We start from the raw sequence: 23,057 nt of genomic DNA, 5'->3' as shown, positions 1-23,057 counted from the left end.
GGCTGGCGATATCAACAAACCCTAACTGGGTGTTTAGTTTTTATCTATTACCACTATGATCCAAGGAGAGTTAAACATGAAAAAGGACTTTCGACCCGTCCTCGCAACGGCGTTGTTACTCAGTTGCTTTCAGATATACGCCGCCCCCGCCGTGAGTACTGGCCATGGGGGTGCCGTGGCCACTGTATCGGAACAAGCCAGCCAAGCCGCACTGCAGATTTTAGATAAGGGTGGCAACGCCATCGATGCGGCGGTGGCAGCCGCCGCCACACTGGGCGTTACCGACCCCTTTAGTTGCGGCATTGGCGGGGGCGGCTTTATGCTGATTTATTCCGCTAAAGACGACAAGGTGATCAGCATAGATCACCGAGAAACCGCGCCCGCTTACTTTACCCCTTCGGTATTTTTAGCCGATGGTGTGGCGCTGGAATGGGAAGCAGCCGTGCCCAATGGCATTTCCGTGGGCGTGCCCGGCACAGTGTTAGGCTGGCAAGAGGCGCTCACCCGCTATGGCACCATGAATTTTGAGCAGCTCTTAGCACCCGCCATTAAGGTGGCCGACGACGGTTTTGCCGTCAGCGAAAACTTTAACCGCATCAGCAAAATTAACGAGAAAAAGTTTGCTCGCTTTGAGAGCGCCCAACAGCTGTATTTAACTGACGGTAAAGCCCATGCCGTTGGCAGCCACTTTAGTAACCCAGATTTAGCCAATACTTATCGACTGCTGACCCAGGGCGGCGCTAAGGCATTTTATGAAGGTGAGCTTGCTAAAGAGATAGTGGCCGCCGTTAATCAACCGCCGATCACCGAGGGTACGCAAGTGCTCTCCGGCCAAATGAGCTTGAACGACCTTAAAGATTACGAGGTACGACTGCGCCAGCCCATCCATTCCACTTATCGCGGTTATGATGTATATGGCATGGCGCCGCCTTCCAGTGGCGGTATCGCCATCGCCCAAGCGCTTAATATGTTGGAGACCTTTGATTTAGCCAACCTGCCACGAGCAGAGGTGGAGCACTTATATCTACAAGCCTCGCGCCTCGCCTTTGCGGATCGCAATGCGTATGTCGCCGACAGTGAATATACGGATGTCCCTACTATGGGGTTGCTGTCTAAAGACTATGCCAAGCACCGCGCCAAGTTGATGAGCGGTCAAGCATTGAGCAAGAGCGAACCCGGTGATCCTTTTGTCTATCAAGAAGACCCATCTGTGCCACTGCGCCCAGCGAGCGCCACCTTAAGCCCTGAGTCTTTGCATACCACGCACTTAGCCGTCTCAGACCGCGAAGGTAATGTGGTGGCTTACACCTTTACTATCGAAGATTGGGGTGGCAGCGGCATAGTGGTGCCCGGCCGCGGCTTCTTGCTGAATAACGAGATGACCGACTTTGACTTTAGTGCGCCCCATCCCAACGTGGCAGAAGCCTTTAAGCGCCCGCGCTCCAGCATGAGCCCCACCATAGTGCTGAAAGACAACAAACCCGCCTTTACCATCGGCTCACCCGGTGGCTCCACCATCATCACTACCGTGCTGCAAACCATGGTCAATCACATTGATTTAGGCATGTCACTGAGTGAAGCCATAGACGCACCGCGCTTAAGCCAGCGCAATGGCGACACTACTTTGGTAGAAACTATGTTGGCCTTTCCTAATAGCGAGCAAGCCAAGGCGCTCGCAGCAAAGGGCCATAAATTTGCCGAGACCGACCAAATAGGCGCCGCCAATGGCATCGTCTTTAACGCTGACGGTACTGTCACCGCAGTCAGTGAGTCTAAGCGCCACGGCGTGGGCACGGCACTGGTCCAGAAGCAGTAAGCTTATATGCAGATTTAAGTCAGTAGATAAGTAAAAGAGGCAGCCATATGGCTGCCTCTTTTACTACTTAAGTTCAAACAAATAAGTTTGTTACCCTCAACAACGCAAAGCACCCCTCAAACGAATCAGTTATCTACCACCGTAAACGCTTGCTTGGCCAGTACCACACCGCTGCCGGAGCCGCGCAAAATATAGCGCACTTGATACTCTCCCGCTTTAGCTGGAGCTTTAAGCTGGCCCGGCTCATCATCCACCGCATCTCGTGTATAAAAATACGCCAACTCTCCGCCAATGCGTTTATGGTCAATGGCCACTATATCTACATAATCGTCATGGCCAGCAGGGCCGGTCCATGTCACATCAAGAATAGAACCCGCAAGTACACTGCGGGATACGGCCACACTGGCGTCTGGCTTAGTAACGCTAAAAGCTTGTTTGGCCAGTACCTCGCCGCTGCCGGAGCCTCGCAAAATATAGCGCACTTGATACTCTCCCGCTTTAGCTGGGGCTTTAAGCTCACTCGGCTCATCATCTACTGCATCCCGCGTATAAAAATACGTCAGCTCCCCGCCTATGCGCTTATGATCGCTCGGTACTATGTCTACATAGTCATCTTTACCGGCGGGCCCTGCCCAATCCACGACTATGACTGAGCCTGCGGCCACGCTTGAGGGCACCGATACCTTGGCCTCAGCGGCAGTCACACTAAAGGGTTGCGTGGCCAAGATGCTAGCGGCCCCTGCACCGCGTAAGATATAGCGCACTAAATAATTACCGGCTTTAGTCGGCACCTTGAGCTCATAAGACTCTCCATCCGCTGAGTCTCGGGTATAAAAATAGGTGATCTCACCGCCTATGCGCTTATGATCGCTTGCAACTATATCTACATAGTCATCTTTACTGGCAGGTCCGGTCCAAAAAACTGGCAACACTGAGCCCGCGGTTACCTGCTCTGGCGCCGAGACGCTCGCCTGAGCGGGCGTCACGGTAATAGGAATACTGTGCAAGACCCGCTTTTGATCTGAGCCTTTAAGGATATAGCGAATGTGATAAATGCCAGGCTTGGTGGGCGCACGTAACTCAAGCTCTGGCTCAGATTCAGCGGTAACATACACATAAGCCAGCTCACCGCTGGTGCGCGTGACACCCTGCGCTACCAAATCCAGATAATCATCTTTATGGGCTGGCCCCTTCCATTGGATAGGAATACTGCCACCGGCTTGCACGTTATCTGGCGCAATTAAGGCCACCTCCGTATCGGTAAGCTCAAGGGTTTCAGTTGCCAACACATGGCGTTGATTATCAACGCCCCGCCAAAGATAGCGCACTTGATAAGCGCCCGGCTTACCCGCCGCGCGCACGGTAAGCGGCGAGCCTGCTTTGGTATAGGTATATGCCAGTTCACCGTGGGTCTTTTTATAATCCAGTGGTACTAAGTCAATATAATCATGCTCGCCATTGGGTCCTGTCCAACTCACCGTGATATCCGCACCTATGGCCACGCTCTTATCAGGATCCAAGCTTGCCTCAGGTAATACCAGCGGCGCTACCTCGGCAGTTTTTGCAGGCGTGACCACAACGGTATTTAACAGAGCATCGCGAAGCTCATCTGCATTAGTGGCAGTAAAATATCGACCACCGGTATTTTCTGCTAAACACGCCACCTGCTTACCTTGAACATCAGTTAAATCAAACCCCACCACGTGTGCGGTAAAATCAATGCCTTGCTTGGCTAACTCGGCGCCCACGGCACAGGGGTCGGCTTGGCAATTTTCTAGGCCATCGGTAATCAAGATCACGGTGGCTTTTTCTTCGGTGTAAGCCAGCTCTTCTGCCGCTTTGAGCACGGCTGCAGACAAGGGTGTTTTACCCAGAAACTTCATATCAGCCGCAGCCTGAGTAATGGCAGATCCCGTTCCCGCGGCGGGTTTTATCACCACTTCAATATCTTTACAGTTGCCTTTCTCTCGGTGGCCGTAGGCGATTAAGCCCAATTCCATTTCAGCGGGCACCTCACCAAGCACAGTAGCCAAGGCATCACGGGCAATTTGCAACTTAGGTTGACCATTAATTTGGCCCCACATAGAGCCAGACCCATCCAGCACTATCATGGTCTTGCCGTCTGCCCAAGCTAGGCTGCTGGAGAGTGCGATTAACATGGCTAACAGCCAACTGCATATGAATTTCATGGCATACCTCGCTTTAATAAATTCCATTTTATATTCAGCCCATGACCAATAACGGAGCTCCTTATCCAGTCGCAGTTCGCCAACCGCTGTTCTTCTCTGCCCAGCGTACATCGTTAAAAGTGTGGTTATTGCTACCGCATCATCTTTATCGGTAATAGAAAATAGCATCGACAATGCATTGCTCTGTACCAGTGTAGGCCATGGTTAGCAGCCAACTCTTGATGCCAAACTGGCTGGCGTACAGATCATGGTTAAAGCCCATCTGAATGAAAACAGAATCGCGAGCTTGTTCACTGAGTCGAGTAATGGGGATTAACACTTCGTTGCGGCGCAAGAACCACAGCGTAAAAGGCGGATTATAACGGGCCCATGACCTCACCTGTTGCTTGATAGCCTTGCGTTTGCAACCATGCTTGTAACGCCTGCTTATGCTCAAGATAAGCTTGTTCAGACCATGAACCCGAATAACGCACAGCCGCAATGTTTTTGCTACCACATGCGGTGCATACTCGCGCACCTCAAAACTGCCATCTTTGAGCAGCACGGTAAACTTAGCTTCTTCGCTGGCCTTAAATCATTCGCTCCTAGCGTCAATAGCGCTGATGAGCAAAAAGCTTTATCGTCAATAATAAGCCACAGTCTTAGCTAAGACTGTAGCCGATGACTCATCAGTGTCTTGAAACTAAGCAAGGTGTGACACCGCACTTAGCCCTTGCCAGTCTTCTAAGTCTTGCTCGGGCTTTTGTTGGCGAAAACGCGCGTATTGGGCCACGCCGTCAGCGTCTTCTAATACCTCTACTTGCACGCCTTTTTCTTGCAACAAGGTTTCCGTACCCGAGGCATTGGTCGTGTCGCCTACTACCACGCGGTTAAAACCACGCATATAAAGCAAGGTTGCACACACCACACAAGGGCTGAGACTGGTGTAGAGGGTCGTCTGGCTAAAATCGAGGCGCCCCGCATCTTTGATCGCGGCCGTTTCACCGTGGTTATAGGGGTGGTTGTCTTGCACCAAGGTATTGTGCCCTTTGCCGACAATCAGCTGGGTCGCATTATTGACGATCACCGCACCTATTGGGCAGCCGCCTTCCAGCAGGCTTTTTTCTGCCAAGAACACGGCAATACGCATAAAGTCTGCATCAGTTAAGCTGCGCGCAAATTCGTTATCCATTAAGACTTCAAGACTGGCGGTGGGCATGTGCGCGATGGCCCTTAATATGGCATCTGTACTCGCGGCGTCTTTATTAAGCAAAGCGGTGGTGTTCATTTATTATTCATCCTTGTAAAAAGCACATCTAGCTGACTGCTCACCGGCTACCATCTAATAGTACACATTTACGGCAACGCATATTTACGGCACTCCCTGTTTACGGCAATAGAATATTAGCGCCATCCAGTTGTTCGGCAGTGGCACTAGACTGCATCGACGGATTGGGCGGGTAACGATTGCCATCAAACGGCAGTAATTTTTCGCTGCCGTCACTGTGCACGATTAAGTGCCGCCAGCCTTCACTTTCGGATTTTCCAACACGAATGGGGGTACGCGTCACCGTACTTCTCGAGATAACTTCAAAACTTGGCCGCTCGGCGGCTTGCCCTAACATTTGGCCCTTTAACACCAACAGCGTACAGCCCCCGGAGCCACACCAGTCAGTGCCCGCTAATAACACCAGCGCATCCTCTACCCCATCATGATTTAAATCTACAAAAGTATGCTGATATTCAAGATCTGCTTGCTCGGTAAACTCCGCAAGGGACACCGCCAGTTGCTCTTCTGCCGTAGGTGGGTGGCCACAGGCAGTGAGCGTTAGCGCCAGCAATACTCCGACAATTGTTACTCGTTTGCTGCTGTTCATTGACTTGTTCCTTTCTCTGAACCGGTAAATACTTAATGATGACGGTGACTTATCTTCAATCTGTTTTAGCTCCAACGCAATTAAATGCGGTAAGAGTGATAACATTAGCGCTTAAATAGAAAGCAATGTCACTCTCGCAAATCTCGTAGTGGGCAACCCAATAATGGCCAGTAAGCATCGCTAACAGACGTAGCGCATACCTTTAGGACTTTTGACCATGAAACAAAACCAAGCAAATAGATGGCGCAGCCATATACACCAGCATGCAGAGTCCACAGGCAACCTCTTGGTGGAAATTTTTCACTATCTGGCGCTATTTGCCATCGGCGGCATGACCGCATGGGCCGGTACGCTGGCCGCTCTCGATATGCTGGCGAAAGGGTCCGCCTCCATCGATGATATTTTATTACTGTTTATCTATCTTGAGTTAGGCGCCATGGTGGGTATTTACTTTAAAACCAACCACATGCCGGTGCGTTTTTTGATTTACGTGGCCATTACCGCCTTAACAAGAATGATGATTTCAGATATTTCGCACCACGATGCCCCCGATATGGGCGTGGTGTATATCTCTGGCGCCATCCTCTTGTTAGCCATCGCCGTGCTCGTGGTGCGTTATGCATCAGCGCGCTTTCCTGGGGTTAAGCCCGCCAGCCCTCAGCAGGTCAGTGCTGAAAGCCATGAAGGCACTGAGCGTTAATGTTGTTGAATGAGTAAGGGTTTGCACAGCTTTTGGAGAGAACATCGCCAAATGGCAGCAAAAATGGCAATAACTCCCGAAAATTGGCTTAACTTTGCCAAGTGGCGTTTAATGGATGCACCACTAAACGACTGAAGAGTAAACCACGTGCGGGAAAAATTTTGGGAGCGCTACCAGCTCGCTGAATTAAACACTAAAGAATGGGAAGCCTTGTGCGATGGCTGCGGACAATGCTGCTTAGTGCGCCACGTGAGTGAGCATAAGGTAACCGTCTTTAATATCAGCTGTGAATTGCTGGATGTCAGTAGCAGCCGTTGCAGTGATTATGAACATCGCCTTAGCAAAGTGCCTCACTGCCATCCGTTAACCGCAGAAAATGTTGCTGAATATAGTTGGCTACCCGACTCCTGCGCCTATCGCCGCCTACACAAAGGCGAGCCATTAGCGAGCTGGCATCCGTTATTGGCAGGCTCGCGCCAACACATGCAGCAACTTGGTATTACCGTTAGCCCCACGGCGCGGCCCAGTTCACAGGTGCCCAGACACCAACGTAATCACTATATTATTAAAACGAAAAACCTGTAATTCAGCCTTCACCCCACGAAATAAACGCTCGCTTTAATCAGGGCTGGGGCAAGATATGTGGGCCAGCTAAAGCGTAATCACACCTTTCATATATGCCTTGGCATGGCCCGAGACTAATACTCGGTCACCTTGTACCTCACAATACACCACACCACCTCGTCGCGAAGCTTGATAAGCCACTAACTTGTGCTTACCTAATCGCTCGGCCCACAATGGTGCGAGCCCGGTGTGAATAGAGCCGGTAACTGGGTCTTCATCACCGCCGTTAGCAGGCCAAAAATAGCGGGAGATAAAGTCATAGGTTGAGGACTCAGCGCGGCAAGTCACTACTACATCCCGTGGCGCGAGCCGCTTTAGTGCTGCGTTGTCACGTAATACAGAGCGCACCTCAGACTCCGACTGATACACCACCACATAGGCTTGGGCGTTGCGATACACCTCCACTGGCGCCACCGAAAGCCCGGCGAGCAAGGCCGCGGGTATCTCACTGACCGGCTCTGGCTGGGTATTAGGAAAGTCCATTTGCAATTTACCCGCATCAGTCTTTACCACCGTAAAGGGACCCACTGCCTTGGCGATAAGATGAAGTACCTTGAGTGCAGGGTGATGACCAAACAACACAAAAGCGGCGGCCAAGGTAGCATGGCCACAAAAGGCGATTTCGGCGAGCGGAGAAAACCAACGAATTACATAATTGCCATGCTGATCGGCCACCAAAAAAGCCGTCTCAGACAAATTATTTTCCATGGCAATCAATTGCATTAACTCGTCAGCTAACCAGCTATCTGTGATGATCACCGCGGCAGGGTTACCTTTAAAAACCCTATCGGTGAACGCATCAACCACGTTTATTCCAAGTTCCATTTAATAGATCTCATTATTATCTTGTTTGGTCATGATTAGAGTCTGTTGACCTCTTACGTTTCACTTTCGGCCCGCTCGTACTCAGATACTAAAAACGCGCCTTATTAAAAATAAGGCGCGTTAAATAAAATATGTTTCGGACAAGCACTTATTTAATAATTTCATCTTTACCGATGGCGTCTCGCGCTTCTGCTGCCGTCATCTTGAGTGGGGTATAAATACAAGCAACGCCGCCCTTAGTCAGGGCAATACTAAAGCGATGGTCGCAATTGACCGCTGCAAACAAGACCGGCAGTTGTTCATTACCAAAGGTAGTGGGCAGAAACAGGACCTTTTGGCCCACTTTACAGGCTAAAGCCGTGGCATCTTTCTGCCAGTTCTGCACTTCACAAAGCTGCTCTTGGTCGATGCTTATAGCCTGCTCTTTGGCTGCGGCCGGCTCTTTACAGGCCGCTAACGTGAAGATGGCCATGGCACTAAGCAAGGCACTTTTAAAGGTGAACGTTTTCAACCTGAGACTTTGAAACCTGAATTCATTAAACGTGAACTTTTTAAACATGGTGACTCATCAGTAACATGATTTAACGTTATGGCTACTGGCTGGGTGCGATTAAGACCCAGCCAGACGTAGCTTAACTTAAGCATCTTAACTTAAGCATTTTAGCCTGAACTCACTCGCCGCCTTGTTCTGCGTCTCGTACCCGATCGCGGCGTTCAAACTCTTCTTCCATGGCCGCATTTATCTCGTCCAGCACTGAGCCTACGTCAGCATTAATACCCGAGTCTTCAAATTCGCCTGTCAGGGCTGAGCTAGGGGTTAAATTGCCCTCTTCATACAGCGCCCACATCTCTTTGCCATATTGGGTATGCATTAACGCCGGCACAAAGTCTCCGTAATAGCGGCGCATGTTATTCACATCCCGCAAAAACATGGCTTTGGCACTGTTATTGGCGGCAGCATTCACCGCCTGTGGTAGGTCAATGACGACCGGGCCATAGGCATCCACCAGCACATTAAATTCGGATAAGTCACCGTGAATAATGCCTTCACACAGCATGAGCTTGATGTAGTGCATCATAACGCCGTGATCTTCAATGGCTTGCTCTTGTGACATGCTCACGTCATTAAGCCGTGGCGCCACATCGCCGAAGTCATCGGTGACTAGCTCCATCAACAAGACGCCATCGATGCAGCCAAAGGTTTCAGGCACGCGCACCCCGGCGCGGGCTAACCGAGATAGCGCATCCACTTCGGCATTTTGCCAAATCTTTTCTTCTTGCTCACGGCCAAATTTTGAACGCTTGGCTAAAGCGCGAGCTTCACGGCCGCTGCGTACTTGGCGCCCTTCTTGGTATTGTGCCGCTTTTTTAAAGCTGCGTTTTATCGCATCTTTATAGACTTTCGCACAACGAATATGCTCACCACAGCGGACCACGAACACATCAGCTTCTTTGCCACTCATGAGGCGGCTAATTACTTCATCGATCAACCCCTCTTCAACGAGAGGTTGTAGGCGTTTTGGTGTCTTCACAGGCCACCTGCTGAGTCGTGTTGGTTATCAATCATAGTTTTTACGAGGTCGCTCTGTCTGTATCTGGTATTTGTGTGAAACAGGATATCATTTTTGGCGGTTAAGAGCAGTGATGACTCAACGGCGAGCCTTTAAGCCCGCCATTCGTCCTAGGGGCTGTTGACCTTTATGCCACCGATAAGACTCCTACCCATAAATGAGCCGGCGAGACCTTTGGTCTACCTGTCTCTGTTTACTCATCTCAAAACTTGCGCCAGCCCCTGTGTATCTTGCAAAGCAGGCCGATTAGTTTACTATGCGCCACCCCAAAATATCTTTGCAAAAAATAGGCCAAGATGTCCGCCAACGCACTCTATACCGACTTGTCTGGTTATTACGATTTAATGTGTCTCGATATTGATTATCAGGCGCAAAGCAGCAGCATTGATCGGCTGCAGCAAATTTTTGGCAACGGGGGTAACACCCATCTGGATTTAGCCTGTGGTACTGGCCCGCACGTGCGGCATTTCATTGATTTGGGCTATCAAAGTAACGGCCTTGATCTTAACCAACCTATGTTAGATATCGCACAACTGCGCTGCCCTGAAGCACAATTTTCTTTGCAAAACATGAGTGAGTTTAAGATTGCCGAGCCGGTAGACCTGATTACCTGTTTTTTATATTCCATTCATTACAACGATGGCATTAATAAACTTAAACAATGCATAGCCAGTGTACATAGCGCGTTAAAATCACAGGGCGTGTTCTGCTTTAACGTGGTCGACAAGCACAAAATTGATAACGCACTCTTTGTGAGTCACACCGCAACTCAAGAAAACAGTGTCTTTACCTTTCGTTCGGGGTGGCATTATTCTGGAACTGGCGAGCAACAATCACTGCAGCTCAGCATTGGTAAAACCACCGGCGAAGAAGCGCAAGTGTGGCATGACGAGCATCCCATGGTAGCCGTGAGTTTCGATGAGCTAACCGCGCTCTTAGCGCCCTACTTCGAGGTGCATATTTTTGAGCATGATTATGAGAAAATAGTGCCGTGGGGTCAGTCTTCTGGCAATGCTATTTTTAGCTGTGTAAAGATTTAACTGGGTTAATAACCGTCGTGGGGATAAGACCGCAGGTCAGAATATCCAATCACTCACGGCCAGCAGTATCAGCAAAAACGGCGTAAGAAAAGCAACGCTCTTCTTACGCCGTTCACAAGCGGGAACACCCAACCATGCTTAATCAGGCATGAGCCGGCTACTTACGCTTGATCATCTTCAGTGTTCGCCATCGCACGAGGATCGTGCTTACAGGCTCTGGCCAGTATCTCTACATAGAACTCTGGCAACTCTTGCGCCACCACTGCATCAATATGCTTATTGATTTCAGAAGGGAAAACGTCAGTCGCAGTCTCTGCTGAGGTACCAAAACGGCAATCAAACGCCCAGTAGTTCATGCCGCTAGGCAAGGTCTTGTTACGCTCTCTCTTAAGGTACTTTTTAATTTCATACTTAATAGAGTCGACCCTGCGCGCAAGTGGTAATTTAGGGTGAGCTAAAGCGAATGTCTTTTTCATGGAATTCCTACTGGGATTTGCTATAACGCTGCATTCAACACTCAACGGCTGAATGATCATTGAACGGCGCATTCTACATGGTTAGCAGCAAGATAACTGCCAATTTCAGTGGTTTTTCTGTCGCCAATATCAATTCAGGTTAAAGCTCAGCACTCAAAACCACAACCAAACAACTCATTTGGAGCTTTTCGATTGAGTAAAAAACAGTGCTGCTGCACAGCTATTTGTACACAGCTAGGCGCTGAGTTCTTGTATTGCGGACAGCGCCGCCTCTGCGTTCGCTGCAGGAACAAAAATATGGTCGTGATAAAAGGCCGCTATCACATTGGCACTGATGCCCTTAGACGCAAGCTGGGTAGATACCGCCGCAGTTAGCCCCACCGCGGCTAAACTGGAATGCACCGTGAGCGTAATTTGGCGAAACGCGCCGTCAAAGCTTAAATTCGCTTTTAGCGCAGCCGCTTTGCTCACCACCAGCGTAAGCCCTTCAGCTTCAACAAAGCTCGCCACTGGGGCTAACTCCAAATACTGAGCCAAACTGCCTGGCACGGTGCAGAATACAAACTCATCATCAATCAGTATTGGGTTCATTGATGCCAATAACTCAGCCAAAGCAGTAATTCCGGACATCTAATTTTTCCTTTATGTTATTGGTCTCAAAACAAGTGATAAGCCTAAATTAAACAACCGCTTAGCTGGGCTGTATCTGAATAACCCCCTATATTTTACTGTATAGTTGCTTCTGAGTTGACCCAAGTGCAGCAAAGCGTTTACGCTGCAAATTAAGCTACAGGGCTAACATACACCCGCCCTACTCACCCAAGGAGTGATCATGAATAATGTGATAATCCCGAGCCATTGGAAAATAAAACGTTCAACACATTTTTTCACTAAAAATAACATTCCTAAGGCGCTGTTAACCCATCACAACACCGCCGAAGGCGTGTTTGGTCAAATTTGTGTGATGCAAGGCACGGTCACCTTTTACGGATTCGCCAATGAAGCCGCCACAGCGCCAGAAAAAACGGTGGTCATCCAAGCGGGCCAGTTTGCCGTTAGCCCGCCCCAATATTGGCATCGTGTAGAGTTAAGTGATGATGCGCAATTTAACATCAACTTTTGGTCAGAAACCGATACCGGCAATAAAGCCATGTTTAAAAGCTCGCGCGTTCACAGCAAGCCTATTGATGCCTTATTTGATTAAGTAATACTGCGAAACCAACGTGGATTTTTGGTCCCTTTTCTCATAAAGAATCAAACACTCAAGACTATTTGCAACGGAACGCACGGAAGAACACGGAACAATAGAGATCAGATCTGAAAGGACCTCTAATTGGTAAGGACTAACACTAGAACCTGAATAAACCGAGCTCTTACCATAAAAACTTTGGCTTTGTCGCCTGTGAACTGTGTCCGTGCCTTCTGTGTTCTTCCGTGGCAAAAATGGCTCTGGCTCTAATTTTTAGTTGCTCTCTTATCACTCCTCAAATTCCGTATTTCCACTTACTGTAATGCTGGTCTGCTTAACCGTTGATTGATAAACCAGAGGAGTAATTATGCTTCTTTAGCACTATCAGCTTGCAGTCTAAGTCATTACAATCAACGCTCGTAAGGCTTAAGACTGTATTTAACGCCGTCAATATTAAAAATAATACCGACTGGCTCAGCTCACTTATTTTTTTATTTTTCTAGAAATATTGGTTTTAATTTTGGTGACGATAATGCTCGACCAAGGTAGAAAAAGATAACTGATCAGCATGACATTAACTAATACCAACAGTAGATTGCGCCAGTAAGCAGTAAAAATACCAGGCAAGAGCCAGTCGGCGAGGTAACGCAAAGACTCCCCTAGCAGTAAAATCCAAAAAATGAGTATTGCCACCGTCTCGATTTTTCTTAACTGCGCCGTCGGGTGTAAAAGCTGCCCAAGATCACCAAATTGCGCATGGGTTACGCTATCTTGCGAATAGATATCGAGTTCGCTAACGAAGCCTTGGCGAATAGGCGAACGTTTCCAGCTGTCTAAGCTCTCTTCTGAATCAAAAGCGAACACAGTGACCAGTTCACAGTAACCCTCTTCGTGAGACAGACTGTTTTGCAACCCCACAAACCCCGGCTGATTGGCCATGGCCCGCTGGGTTTTTCCAAGCGATTGCTCAATTTCAGACTCTAGCTGCGGCGGGAACCTTCGTACAATAACAGAAAGTAGCGGGCGCGCTTCCTTTGACATAAGCAATAACCTCCTAGAGTTGGCAAGCGCTGGCAAGCATCCCTAATTTAATGACCGCACCTTGTTGCTAGTTGAAAGCTGTTTTTAAATAGCGCCTGAAACATAGCGCACCGGAATATATTGCTAACACAGGATTAATATACAGGGCCTAGATTTCTCTAGACCCTGTTGAGCTGAATTTTTTAGAGGAAGCCGTGAATTGCGTTGAAATTACTCAACGACTGCACTCATTCATACGCCAAATCATACACCAATTCAGCAGTAGGCTATCTTTCACTAAGCTGCAATCATCATTAAGACAGCTTAAAGATAATAAGCTTCAACCGTGCCTTTTAACGTGATCAATAAAGGTTGGCCGCGGCGGTCTAGCGCTTTAGGCGAAGCTATTTTCACCCAGCCTTCACTGATGCAATATTCCTCAACATCCGTACGCTCTTTACCGTTGAAGCGAATACCAATATTGTGCTCAAAAATTGCTGCCACATGGTGTGGGCTACGAGGATTACCCGAAAGACGATCCGGTAAAGCGGGGAGCGAAGTCGTGTCGTTCATGTTTGATCTGCCATAAGTAAAAAGTGAACTATTGTAGACAATCTAGCCCTCACGCTCAAGAACTGCAGCGGCGCTCACAAGTGCCATACGCACCCAGCCAGAACTATGTGTGCTAATAGCCCCTATGAAATACGCTTTAGTAACTCAATCACCCACCGTTCGCTCTAGATTGTTGTCGAATTCCCTCTCTAAGTTTCGCTCAAGATAACGTTGCTCATCACGGGCTCGTTGCAGTTCCCAGTCTAGATCTCGAATGTGTTGGCGCAAGTAACGGCGTTGCTCTCGGTCGTCTTCGTCTCTTAATAACAGTTCAAATTGACGCGAGTCCTGGCTGAGTGCCTCTATACGCTGCTCTGCCTCATAAAGTTGCTTTCCTTGCTTATAAGAGACTAAAAATTCGTGCTCTAATGCCGCTGGGCAAGCATTACGATAAGGCAGCCCTTGGCGCCCTACTGCTAGCGCATTTTCGGAGGTACAGTAATGGACAATGCCTTGGTCACGGCCCTGAAAATAAAGCGTATCGTTAGGCGTAATGCCGACTTTGGTACAAGCTTGGCGATGATCAACAATGCGAGATAAGGGTTGGCCATTGCGACCATCACGAAACCCTTGGTCTAGCCAATTGGCCGTTAAACACTCTTGCTTGCTCATGCTGGCACAGCCGGTTAATAAAACAACAGCTACAAGCAACCAAGCACTGCGTAACTCTTTCATACACACCACTGTGGATAAAAAGCCATCCTTGTTCATTATCGCCTCCTGCATCTGGATACAGCTCTACTTTATACAAGTATATTCAAGCTTAAACTGCATAGTATTGATACAGAAAGTATTATATTTCAAGCCATTTGAATATTTGTTGGTAGTGGTAATCCAGTAGATCCATTACCTTTTGTTCGTCTTCTTCTATTATTGCTGTCATTATGGCTATATGTTCATTAAATGCAGGCACCAGGCGTACTGGGTGTATCGGCTTGGCATTGAACATGACGGTAATTCTATCTCTATTGATCGCATAGAGCCTATCTATTTCAGCATTATTTATACTAGAAGATAGAAGCTCATGCATCTCCCAATCAAGAGATGTCGCCTCTTTTTGTAACGCTAAACTTATTTCAGAATTGATTGCTTGCTCTATAACAATTTGGTGCCTAACAATAAGTTTTTTGATGTATTCTTTATCTGGCGAGCGAGTTAATACTCTGGCTCCTTCTTTATCCCAGATCTGCCGGATAACTAGGCATTCTACAACATGGTCACTATCAGCATCTATGATAAGAACCCCTCTTTTGGGGATTGATTTCATTAAACCTAATGCAGAGGCTTTTTGTACCGCTTCTCGTACTGGAGCGAGAGGAAGACCAATCAGTTCCGACAAGAAAGACATAGAGATAAGTTGGCCAGCTTTAATAATATTATCGCGTAATAATTCTCGGATGGAATTAAAGGCCTGTTCAGCAAGTGAGGTAGGTTTTTCAGTCATGGTGATTAACCATCAAAAGTTTGATAAAAACGGGAGCCATCTCAATAGTTGATGGACAAAAGAAAACACTAATCGTATTAGGCTCATTTACCATTTTAAATCCATTTAAAAAAGTAGCGGCGGTTAGTTTCATAATATATTGACAAGCTAAATCAAACTTAGCTTTATCTTCATCCTAAGCTGTAACATCAGACTTAGGATCATAGCATAATGAAAAACTTTGCCGTACCTTTTTCATGTACTCTGGCTCATAAATTGAGAAGCTGGTCATCCGTAGTATCAACAATCAAAAAACTTGTACTCAAGGTCAGATTTATCGTACATCTTTTACACAAATGAGATTATAAAAATAATTAAAATAGATTTTAAGGGACTCAGCTATTAGCTGTTTAGCTGTCAAAATCAATAGCCGTGCCATAATTTACTGCTCTCGTTTAAAGCTATATATTATCCGCAGCCTTACTATGATCAGGATCCAGTTAGGGTTCGCCTTATTCCCGATCATAGTATTAAAAATATGCAACCACTTAAATTAACGTTCTAATTTTACCGTGATCACTTAGTCTTATTAGCGACTTATTTCCATAGTTAATAGTGATTGTTCCACATCTGCTGATGCTAGCGCTAACATTAATCTTATCCGTGCTTTTCGAGCTGACATGTCTGATACAGGGATCACGCCTAAATCGAGTAAATCTTTTAGGCAGCCATTAAAATCATAGGTCGGCTCTAAAGAGCCCATTAATGATCCTGTTACCACTGCAAACTTTACTCCTTCTTTTACAAGTTTCTCTACTACTGGGATCCAGCTAGGAGGCACGTGTCCCTTACCTATGCCCTCTAAAATTATGCCGCGAGCTCCAGACTCAGCTGAACTGATCAGCTGCTGAGGACTGGCTTCTAAGCAGCCGACTATAATATCGACCCTAGGTAATGCGGTTACAGGAGTAAACGGCTGAGGTAACTCTGGTCGTTGTAATAAATGCACATTACTTTCACTCACGTAGCCTAAATGACCAAAGCCAGGGCTATCAAAGCCATTCACCTGAAAACTATTTACCTTTCTAATATGATTAGCGCTGTATATTGAGTCATTAAATACGACCAACACTCCTAGTTTTTTTAACTTTTCAGATGAGGCAGCGATAATAGCTGCCATTAAATTTTTATAGGCGTCGGTTCCTTCTAATTGTGGTGCTCTTTGTGAGCCGGTAATCACCACAACCGTATCTAAAGGTGGCAAACTCGCCTGAAGAAAAAAAGCCGTATCTTCTAGCGTATCTGTGCCATGTGTGATCACAATACCTGTATGCTTTTTTTCTTTATCTATCGCTAGTATTTTTTCTCTTAACGACAAAATATCATTAAAGGTCAACGCATTACTTGGCTTTTGAAACACAGACTCCGTATGCACATTGATAGTGCTTGGCAAACATAACTTGCCGACTAAGTCTTGCCCTGTTAATTCGCCAGACTTACTTCTGTTGTCCTCAGACTGAGTGCTCGCTATCGTTCCACCTGTTGAGAGTAACTTTATATTATTAGTCATAAATCACCTTTTAAAACCATTGAGTAAATACAAGCAGACTAGGTACAAAAACAAACAGTAACAGCATAGCGATATAGACAAACAAGTAAGGTAAAACGGCTATTGAGACTGTTTCTACTTTTTGTTTTGCTATGTTAGCGGCTATAAATAAATTTAGTCCTACTGGAGGTGTAAACTGACCTACTGCTAACGCGATAATTGCAAACACACCAAAGTATAACGGGTCGATATTAACCGCGGCGGTAATACTCATCAGTGTCGGCACTAGCAGCACAAGTGCTGATACGTTGTCTAAAAAGGTGCCCACAACCAACAACAAGCCCAACATAAGCAACATTACATATACAGGATTATCCGTCACACCGACTATCCACATTGCAAATTGTTGTGGCACTCTTTCAGCGGTAATAACGTAAGCCAATGCATTAGCACAAGCCATGAGAAACATGATAACAGCCGTATTGGTTACAGTGCTTTTAAATGCATTAAACAAGCCTCTCCAAGATAAAGTGCGATAAACAAACACACCCAACAATAAGCCATATAAACATGCAACTGCGGCGGATTCAGTAGCGGTAAACACGCCAGAATAAATACCTACCACAATAATGACTGGCATTAACAAAGCCAATAAACTGCTACGTATAATTTCTTTAGCTTTACCTTTATCTTCAACCACTTCCTGTACGGTATTGTTTTTACGATGCTTACGCTTAGCTAAGAAGTAGTTTAAGCTCATCAATGCACAAGTAAGCATGATGCCAGGCAGTATGCCATTAATAAACAACTGACCAATGGAGACGCCTGATATTACTCCATAAATAACCATGGTTAAGCTTGGGGGTATTATTAAACCTAACGCCCCTGATGCAGCTACCGTTGCGGCCGCATCTTCTGGCCGATAACCACGTTTAACCATTGATGGGATCATGACTGAACCCACCGCCGCTGTAGTAGCGGGGGCAGAGCCAGAAATAGAACCAAAAAAAGCAGATGAAGTGGTCGCTACGTTTGCCAGCCCTCCAGGGTAGCGCCCAAGCATCAAGTTAGCTAATGCGACTAATCGCTCTGAAATTTTAGCTTCAGACATTAAGCTTCCCGCAAGTAAAAACAACGGTATAGCTAAAAATGAAAAGTTATTCATTCCTTGAAAGACTTTTTGAGCGATAACCAGCAGCGGTACATGACTTGCCAACGCAACCGCCAGCATTGAAGAAGCACCCAATGCAATTGCAACCGGAACCCCAATTAACAAAAACCCTAACAGACTCAAGCCTAGTATTGTCAGCATATAAACACCCTTATTTTATATATATTTACTTTTCTATATTAATTTCAGATAAGGCTTCATCTTCTGTTCTATGTAACTTCGGATTAAACAATTGAGGTATCAAATAAATGGCAGATAAAGCAGTACCAACAGTAACGAAAAGAATGATATATCCCAGAGGTATGCCTGAGGTCGGTGAAACTTGCATCATGGCTCTTTTAGATAACAACCAACTTTGATAGGACAAGGTTCCTAAGAATATAATTGTTATTAAATTAGCGATGATTGTTATTACTTTTTGAACTTTAACAGGAAACAGTTCTACGAAAAATGAAATTGATATATGATCGCCGCGCTTGAATGCGATTGCCGCACCCAGCATAACCACAATCATGGTACAAAATACGGATATTTCTTGCGTCCAACCAATAGGATCATTTAATGCATAGCGGTAAAAAACCTGTAGCAACACTAAAAACATAACTAAAGCAATGGCGATTATAGTCACCCATTCAAAAAAAATATCTACAACGTTGCGCTTTGACATAATAAGCTTCCATGTAAAAGTAAGGCTGCACAACGAGCAGCCTTAGTAAATTTAATTACCGAGTAACGCTTCAACTTTACTGATTAGACCAGGCGTAACTTTACTTTCTGTTTTATCATATACACTTTGCACACTCATTCTAAAAGGAGCGGTATCAACCTCATTAATTTTCATACCTTTCTCTTCAAGCTCTTTCCACTGCTTAGCTTCAAGTTCTTCTACGAGTGTTACGTGTTTTTGGCCAAAACTACGGGCGACTTCAACGAGGGTATTTCTGTGTTCTTCAGGTATTCTCTCTAACAGACCTTTATTGATAAGCAATGGAGAACCCATATGAATATGCCCAGTTTTAGAAGCATAATCTTGTACTTCATTAAAGTTTTGCGTAACGATATGCGCAACCGGGTTCTCTTGACCATCTACCGTTTTTAATTGCAGTGCCGAATAAAGCTCACCAAAAGAGAGCACGGTAGGACCCGCACCTAATGCTTTAAAGGTATCAACGTAGATCTCACCTTCTGGAACTCGGATCTTAAGACCTTTTAAATCTTCAGGCTTTTCAATTGGCTTTTTAGAGTTTGTCACATGACGGATGCCATTTTCCCACCAGCCAAGAACCACAGCACCTTGGGTTTCTACTTGGCTTTCTAGATGCTTCCCTACTTCACTATTAACAACCTTGAGGTAATCAGAGCCTGAATTTAGTAGAAATGGCAGATTCAAAACCGCCATATCAGGGAACCAGTTAGAAAGCACGGTATCTGAAGAGAGCACCATATCGTGTGTTCCGATCATCACACCTTCGGTTGACTCCAATTGATTCCCTAATTGATCTGAAGGATATACAACTACGGTGAGTTCTCCATTGGTTTTATCATTCACTTCTTTCGCGAACTCTTCACTTATCGTTTGATAATGATGCGTCGGCGCTCCGGTATGTCCTAAACGCAGCTCTAAAGAGTGAGCAGATACTGAAACAGCAAGGGCAGAAAGTGTAAAAATTGCTTTATTGATGTGCTTCATATGACCAATCCTTGTTTAATACCGAGTGTTAAATACGGAGTAACTAACATCACACAATCAAACATGCCAACTAACATGTTAGGTAACATTTATAGAGAAACGGCCTAAGAATGTCAACAAGTTGTTAATTTAATGTTTGCTCAGATAACACTAAATGTGACTTAGGTATCATTTCATGCAACCACTATTACCTTCGTCAAGAAACCTGCTACCTACTCATTTTGAAGAAGACACTTTCAGAGCGACAACCCGCCCACTACTCAACAGCCATAGCTGCATAGCAGCATTGACGCTTAGTTATTTAGGTCGTTACTCAGGTAGTTGTATAGGTAGGTAGGTAGGTAGGTAGGTAGGTAGGTAGGTAGGTAGGTAGGTAGGTAGGTAGGTAGGTAGGTAGGTAGGTAGGTAGGTAGGTAGGCAAGGAATGGTGTGGATGTGGGTTCGCTATTCGGGTCAGCAACCACCTTGATGAAGAGATTTAATACGGCAATGTTTTTCCCAGAAACAGGACTATACTTTTATCCGTGCTACGGCACTCACTTCCCTTTCAGAGGATCTTGTTATGAACGAAGACATCGCTAAAGGCAACTGGAAGCAGTTTAAAGGAAAAGTGAAAGAGCAATGGGGAAAACTAACCGATGATGACATTGATGTCATTGACGGAAAACGCGAACAGCTGGTAGGCAAAGTGCAAGAGCGTGTTGGCATTGCTCAAGATGAAGCTGAAAAGCAAGTTTCCGACTGGGAAAAGACCCATAAATATAAGTGGTAGCTCGCCCTGTAAAACTAAAAGGCCCGATTGGGCCTTTTTAGAGACTCGTTCTGGAGGAATAAATATGGCTAATGTCAGTGCCGATGGCACTTATCAGTGCGCAGCTGAGGGATGTAACTGCAAAGTTGCCGATGATGAAACCCATTTCAAAACAGCAACCGGCATATTTTGTTGCCAAGAATGCTCCGAAGGCAAAGGCTGCAGTCATGCTGGATGTGACTGTGCTGCGAGCTGATAGTCTGCAGTAAACAGGGAGAAGTGTTGAGATTTTAGCACTGCTCCCGTTATCGCGAGTGAGCGCATGTATATTACAAGAGTGGTGCTGTTAGGCGTGGCATAAAAATATTTTTAGAGAACGAGCGGTAAGCATATCTTAAATTGCTATACTTAAGTGGTATCTGTAGGTTGAATGCTTAACTCAGGGAGGCTTTATAAAAGATATGGTAACTGATTGTTATTGCAGAGCTTTTCTCATGATAAGAAAAACTAAATTTGGGTGGTGACGCCCGCCAGCCACATCCCGGCACTCGGAGGTTCCTGCTTTGGTTGCTCCCTTCCGGGCCTGGCCTGGTAAACAAGATTCTGATGCGAGAGGACCAACGGGGTCACCATAGAAAAGCCAGTTTACCAAAGCTGGGCCTGATTGCAATGCCCTGTAAACTGACTGCGGCTTTATTAATCAACAAGCAAAAAATGAGACCAAATACCGGCCTCATGGGCACATTCAAGCATTAGAACGGGAATACCATGGGCACCAGCGTAAGCACACTCGCTGAATACAAGATGCTCACCGGCAAGCCGACTTTAAAGTAATCCACCATGCGATAACGGCCCGGTGAATACACCATCAAATGTGTTTGATAGCCAAACGGAATAATAAAACAAGCGCTGGCACCAAAGGCCACCGCCATAATAAACGGCATGGGATCCGCACCAAAGGCGGTCGCGGTGGATAAGCCGATAGGAAACACCAAGGCCGCCGCCGCATTATTGGTCACCACTTCCGTTAAAATAAGGGTGATAAAAAACACGCCAATAAAAGCACCGTACACTCCATAGCCACTGCACACACTGCGCACCGCATCGGCCACCAATTGCGCCCCGCCTGAACTTTCTAATGCCTTGGCCACGGTGAGCGCCGAGCCAATAATTAGCCACAATTCAAACGGAAAGCGCCGGCGTAACTCGCTGAGCGTCAGCACTTTAGTCACCAGTAATAGCGCCAGCAGCATCAGCAGGCCGTTTAGTAACGGCACTAGATTGAAGGCTGATAACGCAATCACAGCGCCAAAACCAATAAAAGCCAATAAGCTCTGTTGGGTGGCCAGCTTAGGTCTTTGTAGGCTGCCACTGAGGATATGAAAGTTACGATCAATGTTGCGCTGCTCTTTAAAGTCCGGACCCACGGCTAATAATAAGCTATCACCTACACGCAGCGATATGTGACCCAATTGACCGGTTAACCGGCGTTTACCACGGCGAATGCCCACCACACCGGCATTAAATAAGGTTCTAAAGTCCACTTCCCGCAAGGTACGTTTTGGTAACTCCGACTCATGACTGATCACCACTTCCACTAAATTTGATGCCAATAAGCGGTCAGCTTGAGTGCCAAATAATTGCAGGCCGGAAAAACGCTGCAGCGTTTGTACTTTTTCAACTTCACCGGTAAACACCAGCACATCATTCTCTTCAATCACTTCTTCTGGGGTAACTGGGCTTAATAAGCGGTCGTGGCGCACAATTTCCAGTAAGAATAAGCCATCTAAGTTACGCAGTTGGTTGGCTTCGATGCTGTGGCCAATCAATGACGAGCCTGCCATCACTTGTGCTTCGAGAAAGTAAGACTGTGCCACTTCTTGATCCAACACCCGGTTCTTCGGTAATAAACGCGCGCTAAACATCAACCCAACAATACAAATTAGCGCCACCGGCAGGCCGACTAACGTAAACTGAAACATGCCCAGCGGCGGTAAACCGGCATTAATCACAAAGGAATTCACCACCAAGTTGGTGGAGGTGCCCACCAAAGTGGTAATGCCGCCAAGAATAGACGCATAAGAAAGTGGGATCAGTAAGCGTGAAGCAGGGATATAGCGCTGGCGAGAGATAACGCCCAGCAAAGAACCCACCACGGCGGTGTTATTTAAAAACGCCGACATAAAAGCGGTCACCCCCATTAAGCGCAGGCTGGCCATGGACTCGCGGCCTTTTAATAAGGCATCCGATAGTCGGTCTAGCAGCGGCGAGCGCTCCAACGCCAAAGATACCAGCATCAATACCACTAACGTCATGAGTGCGGAATTCGAGAAACTATTGAGCAAGGCTTGCTGCTCGGTAATGCCGAGCAGTACGAAACCGACCGCCCAAGATGTAAACAAAACGGCAGGCGCCACCCGCCCCTGGATCAGCAAAGCCAACAGCACGCCAATCGATGCTAATACCCAATATGCTGTCATATATAACCACTCGCTCTTTAGCAGGGCTATCATTGTACCGTTATATCAAATAAACTTGATACATAGATCATCTAT

Annotated in this window: 25 protein-coding genes and 1 other RNA gene; 7 read left to right on the top strand and 19 right to left on the bottom strand. The window is 46.6% G+C overall.

Annotated features, from left to right (window positions below; genetic code table 11):
• The first annotated feature begins 76 nt into the window (after positions 1–76).
• A complete protein-coding gene (gene ggt, locus CBP31_RS14825; RefSeq protein ID WP_087038425.1) occupies positions 77–1,816 on the top strand; it encodes a gamma-glutamyltransferase in 1,740 nt (579 codons plus the stop codon).
• 125 nt (positions 1,817–1,941) lie between these two features.
• On the opposite strand, the gene CBP31_RS14820 is transcribed toward ggt, so the two are convergent.
• The 4 genes from CBP31_RS14820 to CBP31_RS14805 form a co-directional block, all read right to left on the bottom strand.
• Positions 1,942–4,005, bottom strand: a complete 2,064-nt coding sequence (locus CBP31_RS14820; RefSeq protein ID WP_087038819.1) for a VWA domain-containing protein — start codon at positions 4,003–4,005, stop codon at positions 1,942–1,944.
• A 145-nt stretch (positions 4,006–4,150) separates the two neighbouring features.
• Positions 4,151–4,549 (bottom strand): heme-binding protein, encoded by a 399-nt coding sequence (locus tag CBP31_RS14815; protein WP_227875055.1) that lies wholly within the window; start codon positions 4,547–4,549, stop codon positions 4,151–4,153.
• A gap of 138 nt (positions 4,550–4,687) precedes the next feature.
• Positions 4,688–5,272, bottom strand: coding sequence for a nucleoside deaminase (locus tag CBP31_RS14810; protein ID WP_087038424.1), 585 nt, complete (start codon positions 5,270–5,272; stop codon positions 4,688–4,690).
• A 100-nt stretch (positions 5,273–5,372) separates the two neighbouring features.
• Positions 5,373–5,861, bottom strand: a complete 489-nt coding sequence (locus CBP31_RS14805; RefSeq protein WP_087038423.1) for a hypothetical protein — start codon at positions 5,859–5,861, stop codon at positions 5,373–5,375.
• A gap of 217 nt (positions 5,862–6,078) precedes the next feature.
• Here CBP31_RS14805 and CBP31_RS14800 point away from each other — a divergent pair, with 217 nt between their 5' ends.
• Positions 6,079–6,561, top strand: coding sequence for a phosphate-starvation-inducible protein PsiE (locus CBP31_RS14800; RefSeq protein ID WP_087038422.1), 483 nt, complete (start codon positions 6,079–6,081; stop codon positions 6,559–6,561).
• A gap of 147 nt (positions 6,562–6,708) precedes the next feature.
• Positions 6,709–7,146, top strand: a complete 438-nt coding sequence (locus CBP31_RS14795) for a YcgN family cysteine cluster protein (protein ID WP_087038421.1) — start codon at positions 6,709–6,711, stop codon at positions 7,144–7,146.
• A gap of 66 nt (positions 7,147–7,212) precedes the next feature.
• On the opposite strand, the gene CBP31_RS14790 is transcribed toward CBP31_RS14795, so the two are convergent.
• The 3 genes from CBP31_RS14790 to CBP31_RS14780 all read right to left on the bottom strand — a co-directional run bounded on the left by CBP31_RS14790 (position 7,213) and on the right by CBP31_RS14780 (position 9,542).
• Positions 7,213–8,010 carry a PhzF family phenazine biosynthesis protein gene (locus tag CBP31_RS14790; protein WP_087038420.1) on the bottom strand — a complete coding sequence of 266 codons (798 nt, stop codon included), beginning with the start codon at positions 8,008–8,010 and terminating at the stop codon, positions 7,213–7,215.
• Positions 8,011–8,158: 148 nt separating this feature from the next.
• The gene (locus CBP31_RS14785; protein WP_151898819.1) at positions 8,159–8,521 is read right to left on the bottom strand and encodes a hypothetical protein; all 363 of its coding nucleotides are present in this window, start codon (positions 8,519–8,521) and stop codon (positions 8,159–8,161) included.
• 160 nt (positions 8,522–8,681) lie between these two features.
• Positions 8,682–9,542 (bottom strand): PA4780 family RIO1-like protein kinase, encoded by an 861-nt coding sequence (locus CBP31_RS14780; RefSeq protein ID WP_087038418.1) that lies wholly within the window; start codon positions 9,540–9,542, stop codon positions 8,682–8,684.
• Between the two features lie 335 nt (positions 9,543–9,877).
• Between CBP31_RS14780 and CBP31_RS14775 the strand changes: the two genes are divergently transcribed.
• On the top strand, positions 9,878–10,621 hold the full coding sequence (locus tag CBP31_RS14775; RefSeq protein WP_087038417.1) for a class I SAM-dependent DNA methyltransferase: 744 nt from the start codon (positions 9,878–9,880) through the stop codon (positions 10,619–10,621).
• A 161-nt stretch (positions 10,622–10,782) separates the two neighbouring features.
• On the opposite strand, the gene CBP31_RS14770 is transcribed toward CBP31_RS14775, so the two are convergent.
• Together CBP31_RS14770 and CBP31_RS14765 are read right to left on the bottom strand one after the other, a co-directional pair.
• The gene (locus CBP31_RS14770) at positions 10,783–11,097 is read right to left on the bottom strand and encodes a DUF6172 family protein (protein ID WP_087038416.1); all 315 of its coding nucleotides are present in this window, start codon (positions 11,095–11,097) and stop codon (positions 10,783–10,785) included.
• Positions 11,098–11,331: 234 nt separating this feature from the next.
• Positions 11,332–11,727, bottom strand: coding sequence for an ACT domain-containing protein (locus CBP31_RS14765; RefSeq protein WP_087038415.1), 396 nt, complete (start codon positions 11,725–11,727; stop codon positions 11,332–11,334).
• Between the two features lie 202 nt (positions 11,728–11,929).
• Here CBP31_RS14765 and CBP31_RS14760 point away from each other — a divergent pair, with 202 nt between their 5' ends.
• Complete coding sequence (locus CBP31_RS14760; protein ID WP_087038414.1) at positions 11,930–12,301, top strand: DUF1971 domain-containing protein; 372 nt, start codon at positions 11,930–11,932, stop codon at positions 12,299–12,301.
• A 468-nt stretch (positions 12,302–12,769) separates the two neighbouring features.
• On the opposite strand, the gene CBP31_RS14755 is transcribed toward CBP31_RS14760, so the two are convergent.
• The 8 genes from CBP31_RS14755 to CBP31_RS14720 all read right to left on the bottom strand — a co-directional run bounded on the left by CBP31_RS14755 (position 12,770) and on the right by CBP31_RS14720 (position 19,751).
• Positions 12,770–13,327: a hypothetical protein gene (locus CBP31_RS14755; RefSeq protein WP_087038413.1), complete on the bottom strand. Its 558-nt coding sequence runs from the start codon at positions 13,325–13,327 to the stop codon at positions 12,770–12,772.
• Between the two features lie 303 nt (positions 13,328–13,630).
• Entirely contained in the window at positions 13,631–13,879 is a 249-nt protein-coding gene (locus tag CBP31_RS14750; RefSeq protein WP_087038412.1) for a DUF3297 family protein, read from the bottom strand.
• A 144-nt stretch (positions 13,880–14,023) separates the two neighbouring features.
• The gene (locus CBP31_RS14745; RefSeq protein ID WP_161492538.1) at positions 14,024–14,629 is read right to left on the bottom strand and encodes a DUF2799 domain-containing protein; all 606 of its coding nucleotides are present in this window, start codon (positions 14,627–14,629) and stop codon (positions 14,024–14,026) included.
• A gap of 82 nt (positions 14,630–14,711) precedes the next feature.
• On the bottom strand, positions 14,712–15,362 hold the full coding sequence (locus CBP31_RS14740) for a GntR family transcriptional regulator (protein ID WP_087038410.1): 651 nt from the start codon (positions 15,360–15,362) through the stop codon (positions 14,712–14,714).
• Between the two features lie 568 nt (positions 15,363–15,930).
• A complete protein-coding gene (locus tag CBP31_RS14735; RefSeq protein ID WP_087038409.1) occupies positions 15,931–16,911 on the bottom strand; it encodes an asparaginase in 981 nt (326 codons plus the stop codon).
• 10 nt (positions 16,912–16,921) lie between these two features.
• Positions 16,922–18,202, bottom strand: a complete 1,281-nt coding sequence (locus CBP31_RS14730; protein WP_087038408.1) for a TRAP transporter large permease — start codon at positions 18,200–18,202, stop codon at positions 16,922–16,924.
• Positions 18,203–18,227: 25 nt separating this feature from the next.
• Positions 18,228–18,728 carry a TRAP transporter small permease gene (locus CBP31_RS14725; RefSeq protein ID WP_087038407.1) on the bottom strand — a complete coding sequence of 167 codons (501 nt, stop codon included), beginning with the start codon at positions 18,726–18,728 and terminating at the stop codon, positions 18,228–18,230.
• Positions 18,729–18,779: 51 nt separating this feature from the next.
• The gene (locus tag CBP31_RS14720; RefSeq protein ID WP_087038406.1) at positions 18,780–19,751 is read right to left on the bottom strand and encodes a TRAP transporter substrate-binding protein; all 972 of its coding nucleotides are present in this window, start codon (positions 19,749–19,751) and stop codon (positions 18,780–18,782) included.
• 562 nt (positions 19,752–20,313) lie between these two features.
• Between CBP31_RS14720 and CBP31_RS14715 the strand changes: the two genes are divergently transcribed.
• Both CBP31_RS14715 and CBP31_RS15575 read left to right on the top strand, forming a co-directional pair.
• The gene (locus CBP31_RS14715) at positions 20,314–20,523 is read left to right on the top strand and encodes a CsbD family protein (RefSeq protein WP_087038405.1); all 210 of its coding nucleotides are present in this window, start codon (positions 20,314–20,316) and stop codon (positions 20,521–20,523) included.
• A gap of 71 nt (positions 20,524–20,594) precedes the next feature.
• Positions 20,595–20,771, top strand: a complete 177-nt coding sequence (locus tag CBP31_RS15575) for a hypothetical protein (protein ID WP_161492537.1) — start codon at positions 20,595–20,597, stop codon at positions 20,769–20,771.
• A 256-nt stretch (positions 20,772–21,027) separates the two neighbouring features.
• On the opposite strand, the gene ffs is transcribed toward CBP31_RS15575, so the two are convergent.
• Both ffs and CBP31_RS14705 read right to left on the bottom strand, forming a co-directional pair.
• An RNA gene (ffs, locus tag CBP31_RS14710) (signal recognition particle sRNA small type) lies at positions 21,028–21,125 on the bottom strand.
• Between the two features lie 129 nt (positions 21,126–21,254).
• Entirely contained in the window at positions 21,255–22,982 is a 1,728-nt protein-coding gene (locus tag CBP31_RS14705; protein ID WP_087038404.1) for an SLC13 family permease, read from the bottom strand.
• Positions 22,983–23,057 lie beyond the last annotated feature (75 nt).

The organism is Oceanisphaera profunda (assembly GCF_002157895.1).
GTDB classification, from domain to species: domain Bacteria; phylum Pseudomonadota; class Gammaproteobacteria; order Enterobacterales; family Aeromonadaceae; genus Oceanimonas; species Oceanimonas profunda.
The sequence above is the reverse complement of the archived record's forward strand: the minus strand, read 5'-3'. Positions and strand labels throughout refer to the sequence as shown.